The sequence below is a fragment of the Neptuniibacter caesariensis genome (assembly GCF_000153345.1).
Classification (GTDB): Bacteria; Pseudomonadota; Gammaproteobacteria; order Pseudomonadales; family Balneatricaceae; genus Neptuniibacter; species Neptuniibacter caesariensis.
This window is the reverse complement of record NZ_CH724126.1, coordinates 39,238-56,923: the sequence shown is the minus strand read 5'-3', so window position 1 is coordinate 56,923 and position 17,686 is coordinate 39,238. Positions and strand designations below refer to the sequence as shown.

Below are 17,686 nucleotides of genomic sequence, written 5' to 3'. Positions count from 1 at the left end.
TGGCTATCGGGCTAATAACTGCACCTAAATTGAGTAGACAAATTTATTGAACTAAACAGAGGAAAATAGCTCTGAAACGGTTCAGTGCTTAAGCTACCCAATGGTTTTCATAACGCACTTTAGGCAAGTTTTATTCTATAAACTGAGGTCTTATTGTGGGGCATCCAATTTGATTAGTTCATCCGAAAGTGATCATGAGATTCACGGCATCATCGAGGCCTGCTTAAAGGGATGCGCTGAAGGTAATCACAATGACCTGCAAAAGCTCTATAAGCTCACTTCGGCGAATCTATTGGGTATTTCGCTGCGTATCTTAAAAGACAGGGCATTGGCTGAAGATTGCCTACAGCAGGTTTTTATAAAAATATGGAACCATGCTGACAGCTATGATCCTGCCAAAGCCAGGGGGCGAACCTGGATGAATACCATTACACGCAATCAGGCGTTAGACCTGTTAAGAAGGAACAAGCACGCGGATAAGCATGTTTCTGATGAGGTTTTGCAAGATCTGGCATGTCCGACTGCGTCCCACGAGCAGCAGGTAAGCCACTGGCAGGATACTCAGCAACTTCATCGGTGTATGCAAGAGATTCCGGAAAAACAACGATTGTGCTTAGAGTTAGCCTATTTCGAAGGGTTAACGCATCAGTGTTTGTCAGAAAAGACTGATATCTCCTTAGGCACTGTTAAAACCTGGATTCGAAGAGGGTTGGCAAAGTTACAAACATGCATGAATTCGATCTAACTAATCCCGATGAGCGCAATCAAGCCGCTGCTGAATATGTTCTCGGTACGCTTAATCCTGCGGAAAAGGCTCGCTTTGAGGCTTTATTAGCATTTAGTGCGGAAGCGCAGCGAGAAGTTGAGCAATGGCGGGAGTATCTGGATGTACTGAATACCAGCCTTAAGCCAGTGCAGCCATCAAAGGATGTGTGGCGTCAGATTGAAGCGAAGACTAAGCCGCGAACGCTATTTTGGCAGCCCTGGAGGGCGTTGGCAGTGTTCTCTTTACTGCTTGTTATGTCCATTGGGTTATTTTTTAACGTCAATCAGCAGCAACCGAATGTTTTTATTTATCTTGTTTCAGATGAGCAGTCCAAACCTGGTTGGGTTATGCGAACTGCATTTGACGAGCAGGCGCTGGTTATGGAATCGCTTAGGCCGATGCCAATGCCTGATGGCAAGTATTGTGAAGTGTGGTTGATGCTAAAAGGCGTTGAACCGGTCTCGCTTGGATTCTTGCCGAAAGAGGGCAGTCGTAGAATTGCTATAGACCCATTCTGGGCTGAGGCGATGTTGGATTCAGAAATTGTGGTGACGATCGAGGGCGCAGAAGGCGCTCCTTCGGGCTGGGAAATGGGGCCCGTCTCCGATAGGGGCTATTGGCAAACGCAATCGCTATAAGATTATTTAAAAGGTCCTTCGGGGCCTTTTTTATTGGCGAACACAAAGCTTTTAAAAAAAAGTTATTTTTTTTGAAAATCTGAATCTATGCAAAAAGTCTCTGCGTAGTTTGAGTAAGAGCGCATGAAAATGCGTTTTTAAACAATAAGTAGATTACTGATCTGGGTTATAGGCCCTTACTAATTATCTAAGGAGATAATTCTATGAGCGCAATTAAAAAAACAACGACTTTTGCATCTGCCGCTTTGGCTGTAGCTTTTAGTGCATCTGCTATGGCAGCTGAAGCACCTGTAGGTAGCTCCGGTGCTTCCATCGGTGCAGGTGATAAAGTGCACTGTTACGGTGTCCACTCCTGTAAAGGTAACTCAGACTGTAAGACGGCAGAGCATAGCTGCAAAGGCCAGAATAAGTGTGGTGGTCATGGCTTCAAAGCACTGTCTGCAAAAGAATGTTTGAACAAAGACGGCGTGATCTCTGATATTAAATCTTAAGCAGTTATCATTCTAAGATAATAGGTAATCAAGATGACTTTTAGTTTCGGGCTTGGTTTGCGAAGCCAGCACTATCATGATTTTCTGGAAAAACCACAGCCGGTAGATTGGCTGGAGGTCATCTCTGATAACTACATGGTCGATGGCGGTAAACCTTTGGCCATGCTAGACAGAATTCGTGCTGACTATCCGATGGTTATGCACGGTGTATCTATGTCTATAGGTTCACTGAAAGGTGTTGATCCTGAATATCTGCGTAAGTTGAAACGTTTGGAGCAAAGAATCCAACCGATGTGGATCTCTGACCATTTATGTTGGACAGGTGTTCATGGCAGAAACCTGCATGACCTTCTGCCCTTACCCTTTTCAGAAGAAGCTTTACAGGTTGTGACACGCAATGTTGAGCAGGTGCAGGATTTTCTTCAGCGCCCCTTGGTACTCGAGAATGTGTCCAGCTATGTTGAATTTAAAGAATCGGAAATGACTGAGTGGGATTTTTTAGCAGAAATTACCAAGCGCACTGGATGTAAGTTACTACTGGATATTAATAATATTTATGTAAGTGCATTTAACCATGGTTTCTCTGCTACTGAATTTATCCGAGGCATCCCAAAGCAGAGCGTGATGCAATTCCATCTGGCCGGGCATCAGAATAATGGTGATCACATCATTGATACTCACGATCACCCGGTTTGCCAGGATGTATGGGGGCTATATCGAGAAGCTTTAGGTCATTTTGGTTTTATCCCAACGATGATTGAGCGTGATGATAATATCCCTGAGCTATCAGAACTGCTTGATGAGCTTAATTATGCAAGGGATATTGCCGATCAGGTATTGAGTCAGCAGGTTGCAGTATGAATTTGGCCGCGTTGCAGGATAGCTTTCAGGAGTTACTGCTAGACTCCGAGTGTAAAGGTGCAGAATGGGCTGAGCAGTCCAAACATGGGATAAGTTCAGCACGACGAATTGGTATTTATCACAATGCTTATCGTGTGCGGTTGGCCGATGTCTTATATGACACATTTGAGCATACCGCGTCTTACATTGGTGATGAGTGGTTTGAGCGACTGGCCTACCAATTTGTTCAGGCAAATACATCAGAGCATAGTAATATCGGGCTTTATGGGAAACGCTTTCCTCAGTACCTTGCTGATGCATTAGAACATGACCAGGAGGTTGCTGAGCTTGCGCAGATGGACTGGACTTTGAGGCGTGCGTTCGATGGCCCTGATGCACCGGTGATGACCCGTGAGAAGCTGGAATCGCTCGCGGCTGAAGGTATCGCCTTAGATAAGTTTTCTCCTGTTCCTACACTCAAACTTTGCCATCACGCCTTCAATACACTGGATATCTGGCATGCGATTAATCAAGACCAAGTGCCGCCAGCGGTAGTGCGTTTGGATCAGCCAATACCGTTTTTGACCTGGAGAAAGGGCCATTCACCTCACTTTCGAACACTCTCGATGATTGAATATTCGGCTTTAAATCATCTATGTAGAGGGAGTGAGCTGGAAAGTATGGGAGCTGCCTTGAGTGAGGAATTCCCTGATGCGGATGTCGTTAACGAGTTTGGTATTTTAATAGCGCGTTGGCTGGATGATGAGCTTTTAGCTGATGATCGGGTTTAGCGAACCGATCACTTGATAAAAAGCCCGCGTTTGCGGGCTTTTTAGTCGTCGTTTAGCAACAAAATGTGCGGAGTGTGTTATCTGAAACGCAGCTTGGTATCTGCGCTGGTTAAGTAGTCAGCTTCCTGCTCCAGGTCAGCGTGAGTGAGAGGGTGGTGTTCTAGCCAGCCTTCTGGAAACTCAATCATCAACTTCTTGCCATCGACATGAAAAGTGACTGCGGGCAGGCGATCTTTAGAGCGGCTTCGATGCAACACGACCGCTAATCTCAATAATACACAAAGATGACGATAGGACTCCTGTAGGCGTTTCGGCAGTGCTTTAAATTCATCTTTTGGGAATTTTCGGCGATGCCCACGAACCAGTGCAGCAAGTAACTGTTGTTCTCGTGTCGTAAAGCCAGGTAGATCCGAGTGACTGAGAAGGTAAGCACTGTGCTTATGAAACTGGCTATGAGCGATGGTAAGGCCGATCTCATGGGTGCGGGCAGCCCAGCTCAGCATGTCGTAATGTTTTCGTGAAAGTTGCCAGCCCTCTTTAACCTGAGCCCAGGCCAGAAGAGCCGTTTGTTCTACTCTATCAGCTTGTTCCTGATCGACATGGTAGCGCTGCATAATGGCGTTGATGGTTCGATCGCGTACATCTTCATGGCGAAGGCGGCCCGCCATATCATATAAAACCCCCTCTCTGAGGGCGCCCTCAGAGAAAGTCATCTCTTCGATTTCTAACGCTTCAAATGCCGCGCAAAGTACTGCCAGTCCAGCAGGAAGTACCTTTTTACGTTCAGGTTTTAATCCCTCGATATCAATCTCTTCGTAATGTTTGAAGCTGAGGACTTTCTCAGTCAGTTGTTGTAAGGCTTCGCGGGTAATTCTGTCTTTACTAAACCCACAACTGACACAGGCATTTCGAACCGCTTTAATCGTACCGGAAGAGCCGACTGCACTGTGCCAGCCATTCTCTTTGTAGTAGTTAGTAATGGCCTGGAGTTCTTGTAAGGCGGCGGTTTTAGCGCGGTAAAAGTTCTTAGCAGAGATACAGTCGTCGCTAAAGAATCGTTTTGTATAGCTGACGCAGCCCATATGCAGGCTTTCCATAATGCGTGGCTCAAAGCGTTCGCCAATAATAAATTCGGTGCTTCCGCCTCCGATATCGATTACAAGGCGAGCACCCTGATCATCTGCGAGGGTATGGGCTACGCCAAGGTAGATAAGACGTGCTTCCTCACGGCCAGCAATGATTTCCAGCGGGGTGCCAAGAATGCTTTCGGCCTCTTCAATAAACGCTTTGCTGTTTTTCGCTTCCCGAAGAGCATTAGTACCCACCACGCGTACGGCATCTCGTGGCAGGTCTTTGACTCGTTGGGCGAAACGGCTCAGGCAATCCAAACCACGTTGTTTCGCTTCATCTGTCAGGTATCTGTTTTTGTCTATGCCTGCTGCAAGTTGGACCTTATCAGATAGAACATCCACGGTTCTCAGCTCACCTTGATCAAGCTGAGCGACGACGATATGAAAACTGTTAGAGCCTAAATCGATGGCTGCGAGCAGTTGTTCTTCATTGTTTTCTGTAACAACAGACTTATCTGTCATACTGAAATAATCCTGTTACCAATAGAGACATGACAGGGTTGACCTGACTTTAAAGGATGCCAAGGTTACCAAAAGAACAGCTTGGCTGCAGTTGCTTTTAAATGACAGTCGACAAACGTTTGATCTCCCTATTGATTTAAGCATATAGCCAATTGATTGACTAAATTAGTCGGAAATTACTAGGTCTCTTATTACACAATATGTGTTCAGAGTGTTATTATCGGCGGTCTGATCAATTTTAATGGGCGCAGCGGAGAAGAGTTCCCATGAGTGAAAACATTGTAAATGTTACAGATGCTTCCTTTGAGGAAGATGTTCTCAAAGCGGAAGGTGCGGTTCTGGTTGATTACTGGGCTGAATGGTGTGGTCCTTGTAAAATGATCGCTCCGGTACTGGAAGAGATTGCGAAAGAGTACGGTGACCAGCTGAAAATCTGTAAGCTGAATATCGACGAGAACAGCGAAACACCACCTAAGTTTGGTATTCGCGGTATTCCTACACTGATGTTGTTTAAAGGCGGTAACGTTGAAGCAACTAAAGTAGGTGCACTGTCAAAATCACAGTTAGCGGCATTCATCGAAGCTAATCTGTAATTAAAGTGTAAAGAAAGTGCGGTGTGTCATAAAACATTGCACTTTCTTACCTTCGACCTATAGACAGACCCTTTTCTTCCTTCTATAGTGTTCCTTGTTTGGTCCTCCCGCTAATCGCAATATCCTTCTTTATTTATGTAATTTAGCGCGTGAGCTTTAGGCCAACGTTCAAATTTCTCTCAAGAATCCATCCAAAAAATTTAAATAAGCCCTGTGCTTTTTTCCTTCAAACTATGAATCTTACCGAACTTAAAACAAAAAGCGTTCCCGAGCTACTCGAAATTGCCAAAGGCATGGGAATGGATAATCTGGCGCGTTCCCGTAAACAAGATGTTATTTTCGCAATCCTTAAGCGTCATGCTAAAGGCGGTGAAGACATCTATGGCAATGGCGTATTAGAAATACTTCAGGACGGCTTTGGTTTCCTTCGCTCTGCCGATTCTTCATACCTGGCGGGCCCGGATGATATCTACGTATCCCCTAGCCAGATTCGCCGCTTTAACCTGCGCACAGGTGACACTATTGCAGGTAAGATTCGACCACCTAAGGATGGTGAGCGTTATTTCGCGCTGCTGAAAGTTAACGAGATTAACTACGATAAGCCGGATAATGCGAAGAATAAGATTCTATTTGAAAACCTGACACCACTATTTGCCCAGGATCGCCTGAGAATGGAGATCGGTAATGGTAGTACTGAAGATCTGACGGCACGTGTCATCGATCTGGTCTGCCCGATGGGTAAAGGTCAGCGTGCATTGGTTGTATCTCCGCCAAAAGCGGGTAAGACACTGATGCTACAGAATATTGCGAACAGCATTACCCGTAATAACCCGGAAACTCATCTGATCGTATTGCTTATCGACGAGCGTCCAGAGGAAGTAACGGAGATGCAGCGTACCGTTCGCGGTGAAGTTGTAGCGTCTACCTTCGATGAGCCTCCATCACGCCACGTTCAGGTGGCCGAGATGGTTATCGAGAAAGCTAAGCGACTCACAGAACATAAAAAAGATGTGGTTATCCTTCTGGATTCCATCACACGACTGGCGCGTGCTTACAATACGGTCATCCCATCATCCGGTAAGGTATTGACCGGTGGTGTTGATGCGCATGCGCTGGAGCGTCCAAAACGTTTCTTCGGTGCTGCACGTAACATTGAAGAAGGTGGCAGCCTGACAATTATCGCGACAGCGCTGGTTGATACAGGTTCTAAGATGGACGAAGTTATCTTTGAGGAATTCAAAGGTACAGGCAACTCGGAAGTTCATCTGGATCGTAAAGTCGCTGAGAAACGTGTATTCCCGGCGATTAATATCCGTCGCTCCGGTACCCGTCGTGAAGATCTGCTGACGTCGGAAGAAGAGCTGCAGCGTATGTGGATTCTGCGTAAGCTGCTGGATCCAATGGAAGACACAGCAGCGACAGAGTTTGTGATCGATAAACTGAAAGACTTTAAAACCAACGACGAATTCTTCCTGTCCATGAAACGGAAGTAAGTTGGTTTGCGTATGAAAGGGGTGAGCATCTGCTTGCCCTTTTTTGTATCTACCAGGTTTGATTATGGCGACACCAAAATATAAAGATTTACGCGATTTTATCCACATGCTGGAACAGCGTGGTGAGTTAAAGCGTATCAAGCAGGAGATCGATCCAAATCTTGAGATGACCGAGATTAGTGATCGAACCCTAAGAGCAGGCGGTCCAGCACTGCTCTTTGAAAACCCCAAAGGTTATGACTACCCGGTTTTAGCGAACCTGTTTGGCACCCCTGAGCGGGTTGCTATGGGGATGGGGGAAGAGACTGTTGAGGCGCTGCGTGATGTGGGCAAGTTACTTTCCCAGCTCAAGGAGCCTGAACCCCCTAAAGGGATGAAGGATGCCTGGGAAAAACTACCGATCTTTAAACAGGTTCTGAACATGGGGCCTAAGGTGGTCAAAGGCGCTGCTTGTCAGAAACATGTGCTGGAAGGCGATCGGGTTGATCTCTACAAGCTACCAATCCAAACCTGCTGGCCTGGTGATGCGGGGCCATTGGTGACCTGGCCTTTGGTGATCACCCGAGGGCCTAACAAAGAACGTCAAAATCTGGGGATCTATCGCCAGCAATTGATCGGCCGTAATAAGTTGATCATGCGTTGGTTGGCTCACCGTGGTGGTGCTTTGGATTTCCGTGAGTGGAAACAGCAGCGCCCAGGTGAGAAGTTCCCTGTTGCTGTTGCCTTAGGGGCTGATCCGGCAACGATTCTCGGTGCGGTAACTCCGGTACCCGATACATTATCAGAGTACGCGTTCGCAGGTTTGTTGCGTGGCGGTAAAACCGAAGTCACTCAGTGTATCGGGAGTGACCTGCAAGTACCGGCCAGCGCTGAGTTTATTCTGGAAGGCTACATCGATCCCGATGAAATGGCTGACGAAGGTCCGTTCGGTGACCATACCGGTTATTACAATGAAGTTGATAGCTTCCCAGTGTTCACGGTTGAGCGTATTACTCATCGTAGTAATCCTATCTATCACAGTACTTACACGGGGCGGCCGCCTGATGAGCCGGCCATTCTGGGTGTAGCGCTGAACGAAGTCTTTGTACCGATTTTGCAGAAGCAGTTTCCGGAAATTGTCGATTTTTATCTGCCACCGGAAGGTTGCTCTTACCGCATGGCGGTTGTAACAATGAAGAAACAGTATCCGGGGCACGCTAAGCGAATCATGCTTGGGGTCTGGTCATTCTTGCGTCAGTTTATGTATACCAAGTTTGTTATCGTCTGTGATGATGATATCAATGCGCGTGACTGGAATGATGTGATCTGGGCGATAACTACCCGTATGGACCCGCAGAGGGATACGGTGATGATCGACAATACACCGATCGATTATCTTGATTTTGCCTCGCCGGTTTCTGGGTTGGGCTCAAAAATGGGCATGGACGCGACCAATAAGTGGGAAGGCGAGACAGACCGCGAATGGGGTGAGCCGATCGTTATGGATGAAGAGGTAAAAGCGAAGGTCGATTCAATCTGGGGTGAGTTAGGTATTCTGGATTAATGGTTCAGCGCATCTGGATTGAGAATGCAGGTATAGCGATTGACTGCTTAACCGATGAAACCATCTATGATGCGCTAAAACGCCAGGGCTACCACCTGAGAGTGAGTTGCCGTAATGGCGTCTGTGAAATATGTGAAGTTCAGTTGCTGCAGGGAGAGATAAGGCAGCGCTATCCGGAAAAACATCTGAAACTAGAAAAGCAAAAAAATCAGAAGCCGGAAGCCGTTTTTGCCTGTACTTGCATGCCGCTGAGTGATGTCAGGGTGAATATTGAGGGGTTGAAATGCCCCGGAGAATTATCAGTGAAGAAACTGCTTTGTGATATTACTGCCAATGAAAAGCTAAACCACGATGTTTATCGTATCCGTCTGAGAATGCCTGCAACAGCTTCTATGTCGGCGGAGTATTTTGCCGGCCAATATCTGGATATGTACCTGCCTGATGGGCAAAAAGCGTCTTTTTCTATTGGGTCGGCGCCGGATGCTGGGCGTGATTTGGAACTGCATATCCGACATGTACCAGACAGTGAGTTATCCACAGCGATTCTCGATCATTTGCTCAATGAGAAGACGGTTGAGATCGAATTACCTAAAGGCGATTGTTATTTGCAGGCGCACAGTATTGGTGCTGATACGCGTCTTATTATGGCGGCTGCCAGCACTGGCTTTGCGCAAATCAAAAGTGTGGTTGAGCACCTATTGGCAAACCAGTTTAGCAACCAGATCCACATATACTGGGGGGCTAGGGTAGAAGAGGATATGTATCTGGAAAAACTTCCAGAGCAATGGGCTGCTGAGCATCCCAATGTGCACTTTGAGCCGATCGTGAGCGAGCCAGAGAAATCACCAGGCTGGAATGGCAGAACCGGCTTGCTGCCGGAAGCTATTCTTGAAGATTTCAGTGACTTTGACGACGTGGAAATCTTCACCAGTGGATCTCCAGCGATGGTATATGCGCTACTGGATGCTTGTGAAGCGCGAGGCTTTAAAGAAGAGAATATGCACTCCGATGTTTTTGCTTACGCACCGCGTAAGTAATTAATAAAAGGAAAAAGAAAGAGGCTACGGCCTCTTTTTTATTGAAAACGGTATGGTAGAAATTATAAACAGATTATAAGCTGAATTAACCAAGAGCTTCAGGGTCGCTTAGATGGTGCAAAATAACAGCGAAATGCTGATGGTCAGGCAGCCAATTTTTGATAGGGATCTGAAAATTATCGCCTATCAGCTTCGCTACCAGTTTTCTGAGCTGATGGATGATTCGCTGTTTGATCATGAGACTGAAGGCTCAATGCTGGTTATGCATACCTTTACCAGTGTTTTTCAGGATGGCAAAGTTCGCAAAGTTCCGCTATTTCTTCCCTTTCCAGAGTCTATGCTTGAAGGTAACGAAGTACTTTTGTTACCTAAAAAAGAGATTGTTGTTGAGGTTCATCCCGATACCCAAGTCACCGAATCTTTGATTGAACATCTGACGTTGCTTCGTGAGCACGGTTTCAGGTTAGCGCTGGATGGCTTCTCAATGCAGCCACACTTAGTGCCCCTGGTGAAGCTGGCCAATATTGTCAAAATTGACTTCAGTCTGATGCATCGGCAAAAAATAACGAAGCTGGTGGCGTTGCTAAATCGCTCTAAGGTGACCCCGCTTGCACAAAATGTAGATGACTTTGAAACACTGATTTTCTGTAAAAAAACGGGCTTTAAGCTGTTTCAGGGGCGATTTATCAGCCGTCCAACCAAAGTGCTGGGGAAAGAGGTTCCCGGCAACAGTGCTGCGTTACTCCAGTTGCTCCAGCATCTACAGCGCCCTGACATTACGCCTGCTGAGATCGAAGAGTTGATTATCATGGACCCTAAACTCAGCTTTAAGATTCTTAGAGTTGTAAATTCCGCAGCATATCAACTCAATCGGCCGATTGATTCAATGCAGCAAGCGGTGGTTTATCTGGGACATAATCAACTCAAGAAGTGGGCGACGCTTATAACGCTTGCAGGCAACAGCGACAAGCCAGAAGCCCTGGCCATGAACCTGTTGGTCAGAGGCAGGATGTGTGAGTTACTGGCTGAGTATCTGGATTCGGATCTGCAAGAAAGTGCCTTTATGGTCGGCATGATCTCCCAACTGGATCTTCTGCTGGATGTTGAGATGGAAGAGATCCTGCGCCAGGTACCTTTAGATGAAGCGATTAAACAAGCGATCTCTGAGCAGTCGGGTGAGTTGGGCAGGTTGCTTCAGGAGGTGATCGCTTTTGAAGAGGCGGATTGGCAGCGGATTAATCAATCACAGTTAGAGCAATCGTTTTTTGAAGTAGCGTATCGGCATAGCTTACAGTGGGCCGAACATGCGATGCAGGCACTGTCGGAAGCTGAATAAAAATGAGTGTAGGTATTTAGGAAAGAGCAGAGAAGGGCAAAGCCCTTCTCTGTAAGCGTTAAACGGTCGCTTTTTCCTGGCTTGGCATGGGCAGCTCAGGAAGACCGCTGGCAACCAGATTGAGATTCTGCTGAAGCAGTGTCTGAGCGCGCTCCCCATCACCAAGATGGCGAAGCAGGCGAGCTAATTCCGCCAGTGTTTCTGAATTGGGTTCAATATCCAGACTTTGCTCAAAGTATTTAACCGCTTGCCCCCAATGCTCATTACGCAGGGATAGACGCCCTAAGGTAAGCAGCAGAGCAGGGCTCTCAGCATGAGACTTGAGCCAGCCACGGGCATTATCCAGCTGTTTTTTCGCATTCTCGCCGTTAACCCGACCATATAGCGTAACCAGTTTTTCGTCCCAGTTACGTTTAATCAGATCACGTAGATTTTGTTCCGCACGGCTTTCAGCGCCCAGAGAAACCAGTAGTTCAGTGTAGCGCTGAACCAGATCGCCATCCCGGGTTTGCTCTGCAGGCAGGTCGTGCCAGGTGCGACCCAGCGTTTTCAATCGCTCTTCATCGCTGGTCTCTACAGGCAGGTTTTGTAAACTCTCGTCAAGCAGCTTGCTGTAACACTGGCGGCTTAGTTCAGACAACTCATCGTCTTTCAGCGCTTGGTGTTTACGCAAAATCGGGATCAGCTTTGAGAGTTGCTGCCAGTCGTTCAGGCGTAGGTAGATATCCTTTAGCAGCTTCATCACATAAGTGTTTTTTGGCGCCAGAGTACGAAGTCGCAACAGCGTGGCCAGGCAGGGTTCCAGTTGACCACGGGATAGTTGTATCTCTGCCTGAGAGATGGCGACGGTGACTTCTGCTTCTGGTGTTGTGCTGCGAGCTTTTTGCAGCAGGTCGTCAGTCGCTTGCTCGTTGTTCTGCTCGTGAGCAGCGCGTGCTGCTGCCAGATAGTTAATTAGTGGCAGGTCTGAGCGCTCGGCTGCTTGTGCCAGTTGCTTCTGAGCTTGAGCCCAGTTGCCTTCAGACAATGAAGTTAAGCCTTTAAGCGTTTTACGGCGACTAATCTGTTGATTGCGGCCATCTTTCCAGGCCTTAAGGCGAGCTGTAGGCAATTTTGTGTGAGTAAACAGGTTCACCACAATATGGAAAGCGACAAAGGCTAACACGAGTGCAATCAGCAGCACCCAAAGGCTGGTTTCAACAGTGGTGTTGTTGTAGGCGATCAGGACATAGCCCGGATCTTTTACCATGAGTTGGCCGACGTAGGTACCTGCCACCAGAACGATGACAAGTAACAGGAACAGTTTCTTCATTATGAGGCTCCTTGTTCCTTAAGCTTAGTCATATACGCAAAATAGCCTTTCAGAGCGCGTAGGGAGCCTGAAATATCTGGCATTTCAGCGGTTACTTTTACTTCTTTCAGCTCGCCGATACCGCGTAACAGGCTCTGGGTGGTGCCATCTTTTTCTTCGAAATAGGTGCCAACCCAGTCAGCCGCTTTATTCAGGCTGGCATCGTAAGATGCCTGCTTGTTTTGCAGCAGTGCCAGCTGTGCCTGTTCTAGCATCAGGTGAAGGTTCTGCTGAAGGTAATATGTCTGCTGTGGCGATAGCAGAGGCTCGATTGGCTCATCACGGTGTTGGATAACAACCAGTTTGTCCAACTTGTTCATCGCATTGCCCCAGGACTCCTGCAGGCCTGCCGCCCAGGATTCCTCAATCGCTTCAGGCGTAACTTCCTCCAACAGCTCTGGTAGTTTGCGCTGTTCAGAGATTGGGATCAGGCGTAGGTTAGGCACTTGCTTATTCAGCGCGCCCAATTTCAGGAAAACACCTTCTGTATCTAGCTTAGGTACTGCTTCAAGAGAGGCGATATCGTCGGCCAGCGCTTTACGCACATCGTAAATTCCAGTGTCATCGATCTCTTTAATAATCTTATCAGCTGATTTCAGAAGCTGTAGTGCGCCGTCAGCCGTTCGCTCCATTAGTACGCGCTGATTAGCCAGGCGAAGCAGATACTCCACTTCAGCAAGCTGCCAGTCTGCACGGCTGGTCTGCTGGGTCGCTTTGACCTGCTGAATGCTTTTAGTCAGACGATCATTGAGTTTTTGGGTTTCTGCTTTGTCCGACTGTGACTGCGACTGTAATTGCCCCAGCTTTTGGTTAACGTCAGACATCACTTTATCCAGGGAGCTGCGAGCGTCGCTCAAGGAGGTGCTTACCTGGGCTTCTATCGCTGCATTATTTTGCGCAGTTGTAGAACTTTGTTGTAGTGAAAGCCAATACAGGTAGCCAGAAGCGCCTAGAGCGATAATAGAGATAGGTAATGCAAGTTTACCCGGCCAGGTCGCAGGCTGTTTCTCTTTCTTAGGCTCAGCTTGAGGTTCCGCTGTACTTTCTTCTGTTTTATCAGCGACTGCACTCTCAGCGGAAGAGTCTGTGTTATCGGTTGTCTCTTCAGCGTCGGCTGTGGATGATTCTGGATTTTTGTCTGTGTCAGGCTCCTGAGCAACCTCCGTTGCTTCAACTTCTTTTGCCTCGACTTCGACGGCTTGCTCTTCCTGTGGCTGCTTTTTCTTATCGCTCATCTGTATTTCCACAAATGTCAGTTATTGCGTCAGGGCGGCGATCATTGATCTGTCGTCCGGGCCTGATGCTGTCGTTATTCGGTTAAAACCTACACCCTGTGCTTCTTGCTTAATTCTGTCGCTCGGCACAATAAGATGGCAGTTTAATAGTGAATCGGTGCTTAACTCTTTGCCTGTACTACTCAACAGGGTTATTAAATTTTTTAGGCCAGCCCCGCTACTGATCAAGATCGCGTCAAGGTGTTTGCTCAGTAGTGCGTCTGAGATCTCTTTGGCGCTATAGCATGGGGATTCCCTGCGGTAGAGTTCAGCATAGCTAACCTCGGCGCCGCGTGCACGTAGTTCTTCAGCGAGGGTCTCTCTGCCCCCTTCACCGCGCATAATCAGTACTTTATCCCCTGCGATTTTTTGTAGCGCAGGGGAGTTAAGTAGTGCTTCTGAATCGTACCCCAGTGGGCTGTGATAGGCATCTATACCATAGTTGTTTAGCCTGGCCGCACTTTGCTTGCCTATCGCCAGCCACTGCACGCCCAGTGGCAGCTGGGGCCAGTATTGGTCGATCCATTCATAACCCAGTTCAACGGCGTTAGGACTGATGAAAATGATGTGCTGGAACAGATCAAGATCTATTATCTGTTGTTTAAGCAGATGAAAACCAGAATCAGCACTGGTTACGGGTGTGATCTGTAGTAAAGGAAAGCGCACGGGGTCTGCACCCTGCTGAAGTAATAATTCATACAGGGTGTCCGCCTGATGTGCCGGTCGGGTGACTAGCACGCGTAAGCCGTTTAGCTTATCAGCCATCAGCTTTGTTATAGACTTCGTCAAGGATGCTTTTAGCGCCTGCGGCAAGCAAACGATCGGCTAGCGTAATGCCGAGTTGTTCAGCTTGTTCTGGTGTACCGCGCTCTTCATCTCGCAAAATCAATGTGCCGTCAGGCTTTGCAACCAGACCACGAAGGTAGAGTTCAGAATTATCATCGTTCAAGGTCGCATAACATGCGATAGGCACCTGGCAACCCCCTTCCAGGCGACGGTTCATTGCGCGCTCTGCGCTAACCCGCCAGGCTGTTTCCTGATCATGCAGAGGTTTAAGCAATTCAAGTAGTTCATGGTCATCCGTGCGGCATTCGATACCCACGGCACCCTGGCCGCCAGCAGGAAGGCTGAATTCTACTGAGATCTCTGAACGAATACGCTCGGGCATCTCTAAACGGATCAGGCCGGCAGAGGCAAGGATAATCGCGTCGTATTCGCCATCGTCCAGCTTGCGAAGACGGGTGTTTACATTACCGCGTAACCATTTGATTTGCAGATCTGGGCGTTTTTCACGAATCTGCGCTTCACGGCGTAGTGAAGAGGTGCCGACGACAGCTCCTTCGGGTAGTTCTTCAATGCTGTTATAAGTATTAGAAACAAATGCATCAGTTGGCTGCTCGCGCGGGCAGATAACTGCCAGCCCCAGGCCTTCAGGGAACTCCATGGGGACATCTTTCATCGAGTGCACTGCGATGTCGGCTTCACCGGCAAGCATCGCTTCTTCCAGCTCTTTTACAAACAGGCCTTTACCGCCAACTTTAGCCAGCGGTGCATCCAGTATTTTGTCACCTTTAGATGTCATGCCCAGAAGCTCGACATTTATACCTGGGTGGTGGCGTTCCAGCTCAGCTTTTACATATTCAGCCTGCCACAGGGCCAGAGGGCTTTTGCGGGTTGCAATACGGATGGTTCGGCTCATAAAACGGGTTCCAATACGGCATATACAATAATTGTTGCCGATTGTAGCAGATTGCAGGCGACTATATAGACACCTCAAGTCAAAGGGCGTGATATAATAGCGCGCAAATTTATTCATCTGCACGGATTTGCCGGGCTGTTATTGAGTTATAGAGGTTTCCCATGAGTGATAAAACCAACCAGCAATGGGGTGGTCGTTTTAACGAACCAACTGATGCTTTCGTTGCACGCTTTACAGCGTCTGTGGAATTTGACCAGCGTATGTATCTGCAGGATATTCGCGGTTCTATTGCTCATGCAAAAATGCTGACTAAGGCGGGTGTTCTGACCGAAGCTGAGCGTGACGACATTATCCGTGGTCTGGGTGAAATTCGCGTTGAGATCGAGCGTGGTGAGTTTGAATGGTCTGTTGCATTGGAAGATGTTCATATGAACATCGAAGCTGCACTCACTAAGAAAATTGGTATTACAGGCAAAAAACTACATACCGGTCGATCCCGTAACGACCAGGTAGCGACAGATATTCGCCTGTATCTCCGTGATGAAATTGATCTGATTCTATCTGAAATTACTCGTCTGCAGCAGGGCATGTTGTCAGTGGCAGAGCGTGAAGCCGATACGATTATGCCGGGCTTTACTCACCTGCAAACTGCACAGCCAGTAACTTTTGGCCACCACTTGATGGCTTGGTTTGAAATGCTAAGCCGTGATTTCAGCCGCTTTGAAGATTGCCGTGAGCGCGCCAACATCATGCCGCTGGGCGCTGCCGCTCTGGCGGGTACGACTTATCCTATTCAGCGTGATTTTACATGTGAGTTGTTGGAGTTTAATGCCCCTGCTGAAAACTCGCTGGATGCGGTTTCTGATCGTGATTTTGCGATCGAGTTTTGCTCCGCTTCCAGTATTCTGTTGATGCATTTGACCCGTATGTCTGAAGAGTTGGTTCTATGGACCTCTGCACAGTTTGATTTCATCAATCTGCCAGACCGTTTCTGCACCGGCTCATCGATCATGCCGCAAAAGAAAAACCCAGATGTGCCAGAACTGGTTCGTGGTAAATCAGGTCGAGTATTTGGCCACCTGATGAGCTTGCTGACGCTGATGAAATCTCAGCCGCTGGCTTATAACAAGGACAATCAGGAAGATAAAGAGCCGCTGTTTGATGCCATCGATACCGTGAAAGGTTGTCTGCGTGCTTTCGCTGATATGGTGCCTGCGCTGGAAGCTAAAGAAGAGAATATGCGTGAAGCTGCGCTGCGTGGTTTCTCGACAGCAACTGACCTGGCTGATTATCTGGTGCGCAAGGGTATGCCTTTCCGTGATGCTCACGAAGTTGTTGGTAAATCAGTTGCTTATGGTATTGAGCAGAGTAAAGATCTGGGTGAAATGAGCCTTGAAGAGCTGGTTCAGTTCTCTGATATTATCGAGCAGGACGTATTTGATGTGTTGACGCTGGAGGGCTCTGTAGCAGCTCGTGACCATATTGGTGGTACTGCGCCTAATCAGGTCCGTGCCGCGGTTAAGCGCGCCCAGCAGAAACTTGATCAGCGCGGTTAGTGGTTACTGATCAATAGATACAAAAAAAGCGCTTACCTGGTAAGCGCTTTTTTATTGCCTGCTTAACGATCAGTTACTTGTTCAGGCTGATATCAACCATCAGGTCACTCGCGATCCCTTCAAGTGCTTCCTGTAGTTCGTCCAGATCCAGATCAGCGGAACCTAAGAGTTCAGCTTCTGCTTTAAACAGCAGTTCTGCAGACATTGAACCAGAGACCAGCTCAGTAGTGAGGCGCTCTACATTGACATGGCGCTTAGCCAGTGCGCTGGAAATATCGCGAACAATGCCGGGTTTATCGTGACCAACCAACTCAAGTGTAAAGCTTTGGCTCTGATCGCAGGCTTCATGCGTATCAGAACGCTCAGCGGTTACTTTAAGGCCTTGAGCTTCCAAACCCTCAAGCGCAGTGGTAAGTGTAGCGATCTGTGACTCTTCAACTTCACAGATCAGAATCCCCGCAAATTTCCCTGCCAGGCGGGACATGCCTGATTCCAGCCAGTTACCACCGTTATCGCTGATGGTTTGCGCCAGCATTTCTACAAGTCCAGGTTTATCCGGACCGATGACTGTAAGTACAAGAGATGTCATCATGTGTAAGCTCCATATTGCTTCATTGGAAGAAGGTAACTGTAACTTGGCGTCTGACCGGCCTGCGCGCTGGAACAAAAGCCTTGTCCTGATACAC

General features: G+C 47.8%; 17 protein-coding genes. 11 read left to right on the top strand and 6 right to left on the bottom strand.

All coding sequences use genetic code 11. The features are described 5' to 3' along the window. The first annotated feature begins 169 nt into the window (after positions 1-169). From MED92_RS10025 to MED92_RS10005, 5 genes are all read left to right on the top strand, one after another. On the top strand, positions 170-745 hold the full coding sequence (locus MED92_RS10025) for a sigma-70 family RNA polymerase sigma factor (RefSeq protein ID WP_007021420.1): 576 nt from the start codon (positions 170-172) through the stop codon (positions 743-745). Then, positions 727-1,404, top strand: a complete 678-nt coding sequence (locus tag MED92_RS10020; RefSeq protein WP_007021419.1) for an anti-sigma factor — start codon at positions 727-729, stop codon at positions 1,402-1,404. Before MED92_RS10025 ends, MED92_RS10020 begins: the two co-directional genes overlap by 19 nt. A gap of 203 nt (positions 1,405-1,607) precedes the next feature. Next, complete coding sequence (bufA2, locus tag MED92_RS10015) at positions 1,608-1,895, top strand: BufA2 family periplasmic bufferin-type metallophore (RefSeq protein ID WP_007021418.1); 288 nt, start codon at positions 1,608-1,610, stop codon at positions 1,893-1,895. A 33-nt stretch (positions 1,896-1,928) separates the two neighbouring features. After that, positions 1,929-2,756 (top strand): MNIO family bufferin maturase, encoded by an 828-nt coding sequence (gene bufB, locus MED92_RS10010; protein WP_007021417.1) that lies wholly within the window; start codon positions 1,929-1,931, stop codon positions 2,754-2,756. After that, positions 2,753-3,526, top strand: coding sequence for an HvfC/BufC N-terminal domain-containing protein (locus tag MED92_RS10005; RefSeq protein WP_007021416.1), 774 nt, complete (start codon positions 2,753-2,755; stop codon positions 3,524-3,526). Before bufB ends, MED92_RS10005 begins: the two co-directional genes overlap by 4 nt. A gap of 77 nt (positions 3,527-3,603) precedes the next feature. Here MED92_RS10005 and ppx read toward each other — a convergent pair whose 3' ends face one another. Further along, positions 3,604-5,118 carry an exopolyphosphatase gene (ppx, locus tag MED92_RS10000; protein ID WP_007021415.1) on the bottom strand — a complete coding sequence of 505 codons (1,515 nt, stop codon included), beginning with the start codon at positions 5,116-5,118 and terminating at the stop codon, positions 3,604-3,606. Between the two features lie 266 nt (positions 5,119-5,384). Between ppx and trxA the strand changes: the two genes are divergently transcribed. The 5 genes from trxA to MED92_RS09975 all read left to right on the top strand — a co-directional run bounded on the left by trxA (position 5,385) and on the right by MED92_RS09975 (position 11,120). Continuing rightward, a complete protein-coding gene (gene trxA / locus MED92_RS09995; RefSeq protein ID WP_007021414.1) occupies positions 5,385-5,711 on the top strand; it encodes a thioredoxin TrxA in 327 nt (108 codons plus the stop codon). Positions 5,712-5,944: 233 nt separating this feature from the next. Further along, complete coding sequence (gene rho / locus MED92_RS09990) at positions 5,945-7,204, top strand: transcription termination factor Rho (protein WP_007021413.1); 1,260 nt, start codon at positions 5,945-5,947, stop codon at positions 7,202-7,204. Between the two features lie 64 nt (positions 7,205-7,268). Then, positions 7,269-8,747, top strand: a complete 1,479-nt coding sequence (ubiD, locus tag MED92_RS09985; protein ID WP_007021412.1) for a 4-hydroxy-3-polyprenylbenzoate decarboxylase — start codon at positions 7,269-7,271, stop codon at positions 8,745-8,747. Continuing rightward, a complete protein-coding gene (locus tag MED92_RS09980; RefSeq protein WP_007021411.1) occupies positions 8,747-9,784 on the top strand; it encodes a 2Fe-2S iron-sulfur cluster-binding protein in 1,038 nt (345 codons plus the stop codon). Before ubiD ends, MED92_RS09980 begins: the two co-directional genes overlap by 1 nt. Positions 9,785-9,896: 112 nt before the next feature. Next, complete coding sequence (locus tag MED92_RS09975; protein WP_007021410.1) at positions 9,897-11,120, top strand: EAL and HDOD domain-containing protein; 1,224 nt, start codon at positions 9,897-9,899, stop codon at positions 11,118-11,120. Between the two features lie 58 nt (positions 11,121-11,178). Here the strand turns inward: MED92_RS09975 and MED92_RS09970 are convergent, their stop codons facing one another. From MED92_RS09970 to hemC, 4 genes are read right to left on the bottom strand one after another with little or no spacing between them, the layout of a single operon-like run. After that, on the bottom strand, positions 11,179-12,432 hold the full coding sequence (locus tag MED92_RS09970) for a heme biosynthesis protein HemY (RefSeq protein ID WP_007021409.1): 1,254 nt from the start codon (positions 12,430-12,432) through the stop codon (positions 11,179-11,181). After that, complete coding sequence (locus tag MED92_RS09965; protein ID WP_007021408.1) at positions 12,432-13,706, bottom strand: uroporphyrinogen-III C-methyltransferase; 1,275 nt, start codon at positions 13,704-13,706, stop codon at positions 12,432-12,434. The genes MED92_RS09970 and MED92_RS09965 overlap by 1 nt, the downstream gene beginning before the upstream one ends. A gap of 21 nt (positions 13,707-13,727) precedes the next feature. After that, on the bottom strand, positions 13,728-14,510 hold the full coding sequence (locus MED92_RS09960; protein WP_007021407.1) for a uroporphyrinogen-III synthase: 783 nt from the start codon (positions 14,508-14,510) through the stop codon (positions 13,728-13,730). Next, positions 14,503-15,444, bottom strand: coding sequence for a hydroxymethylbilane synthase (hemC, locus tag MED92_RS09955; protein ID WP_007021406.1), 942 nt, complete (start codon positions 15,442-15,444; stop codon positions 14,503-14,505). The genes MED92_RS09960 and hemC overlap by 8 nt, the downstream gene beginning before the upstream one ends. A 161-nt stretch (positions 15,445-15,605) precedes the next feature. Here hemC and argH point away from each other — a divergent pair, with 161 nt between their 5' ends. Further along, positions 15,606-17,000, top strand: a complete 1,395-nt coding sequence (argH, locus tag MED92_RS09950) for an argininosuccinate lyase (RefSeq protein ID WP_007021405.1) — start codon at positions 15,606-15,608, stop codon at positions 16,998-17,000. Positions 17,001-17,073: 73 nt separating this feature from the next. On the opposite strand, the gene MED92_RS09945 is transcribed toward argH, so the two are convergent. Beyond that, complete coding sequence (locus MED92_RS09945) at positions 17,074-17,592, bottom strand: glycine cleavage system transcriptional repressor (RefSeq protein ID WP_007021404.1); 519 nt, start codon at positions 17,590-17,592, stop codon at positions 17,074-17,076. Between the last annotated feature and the right edge of the window lie 94 nt (positions 17,593-17,686).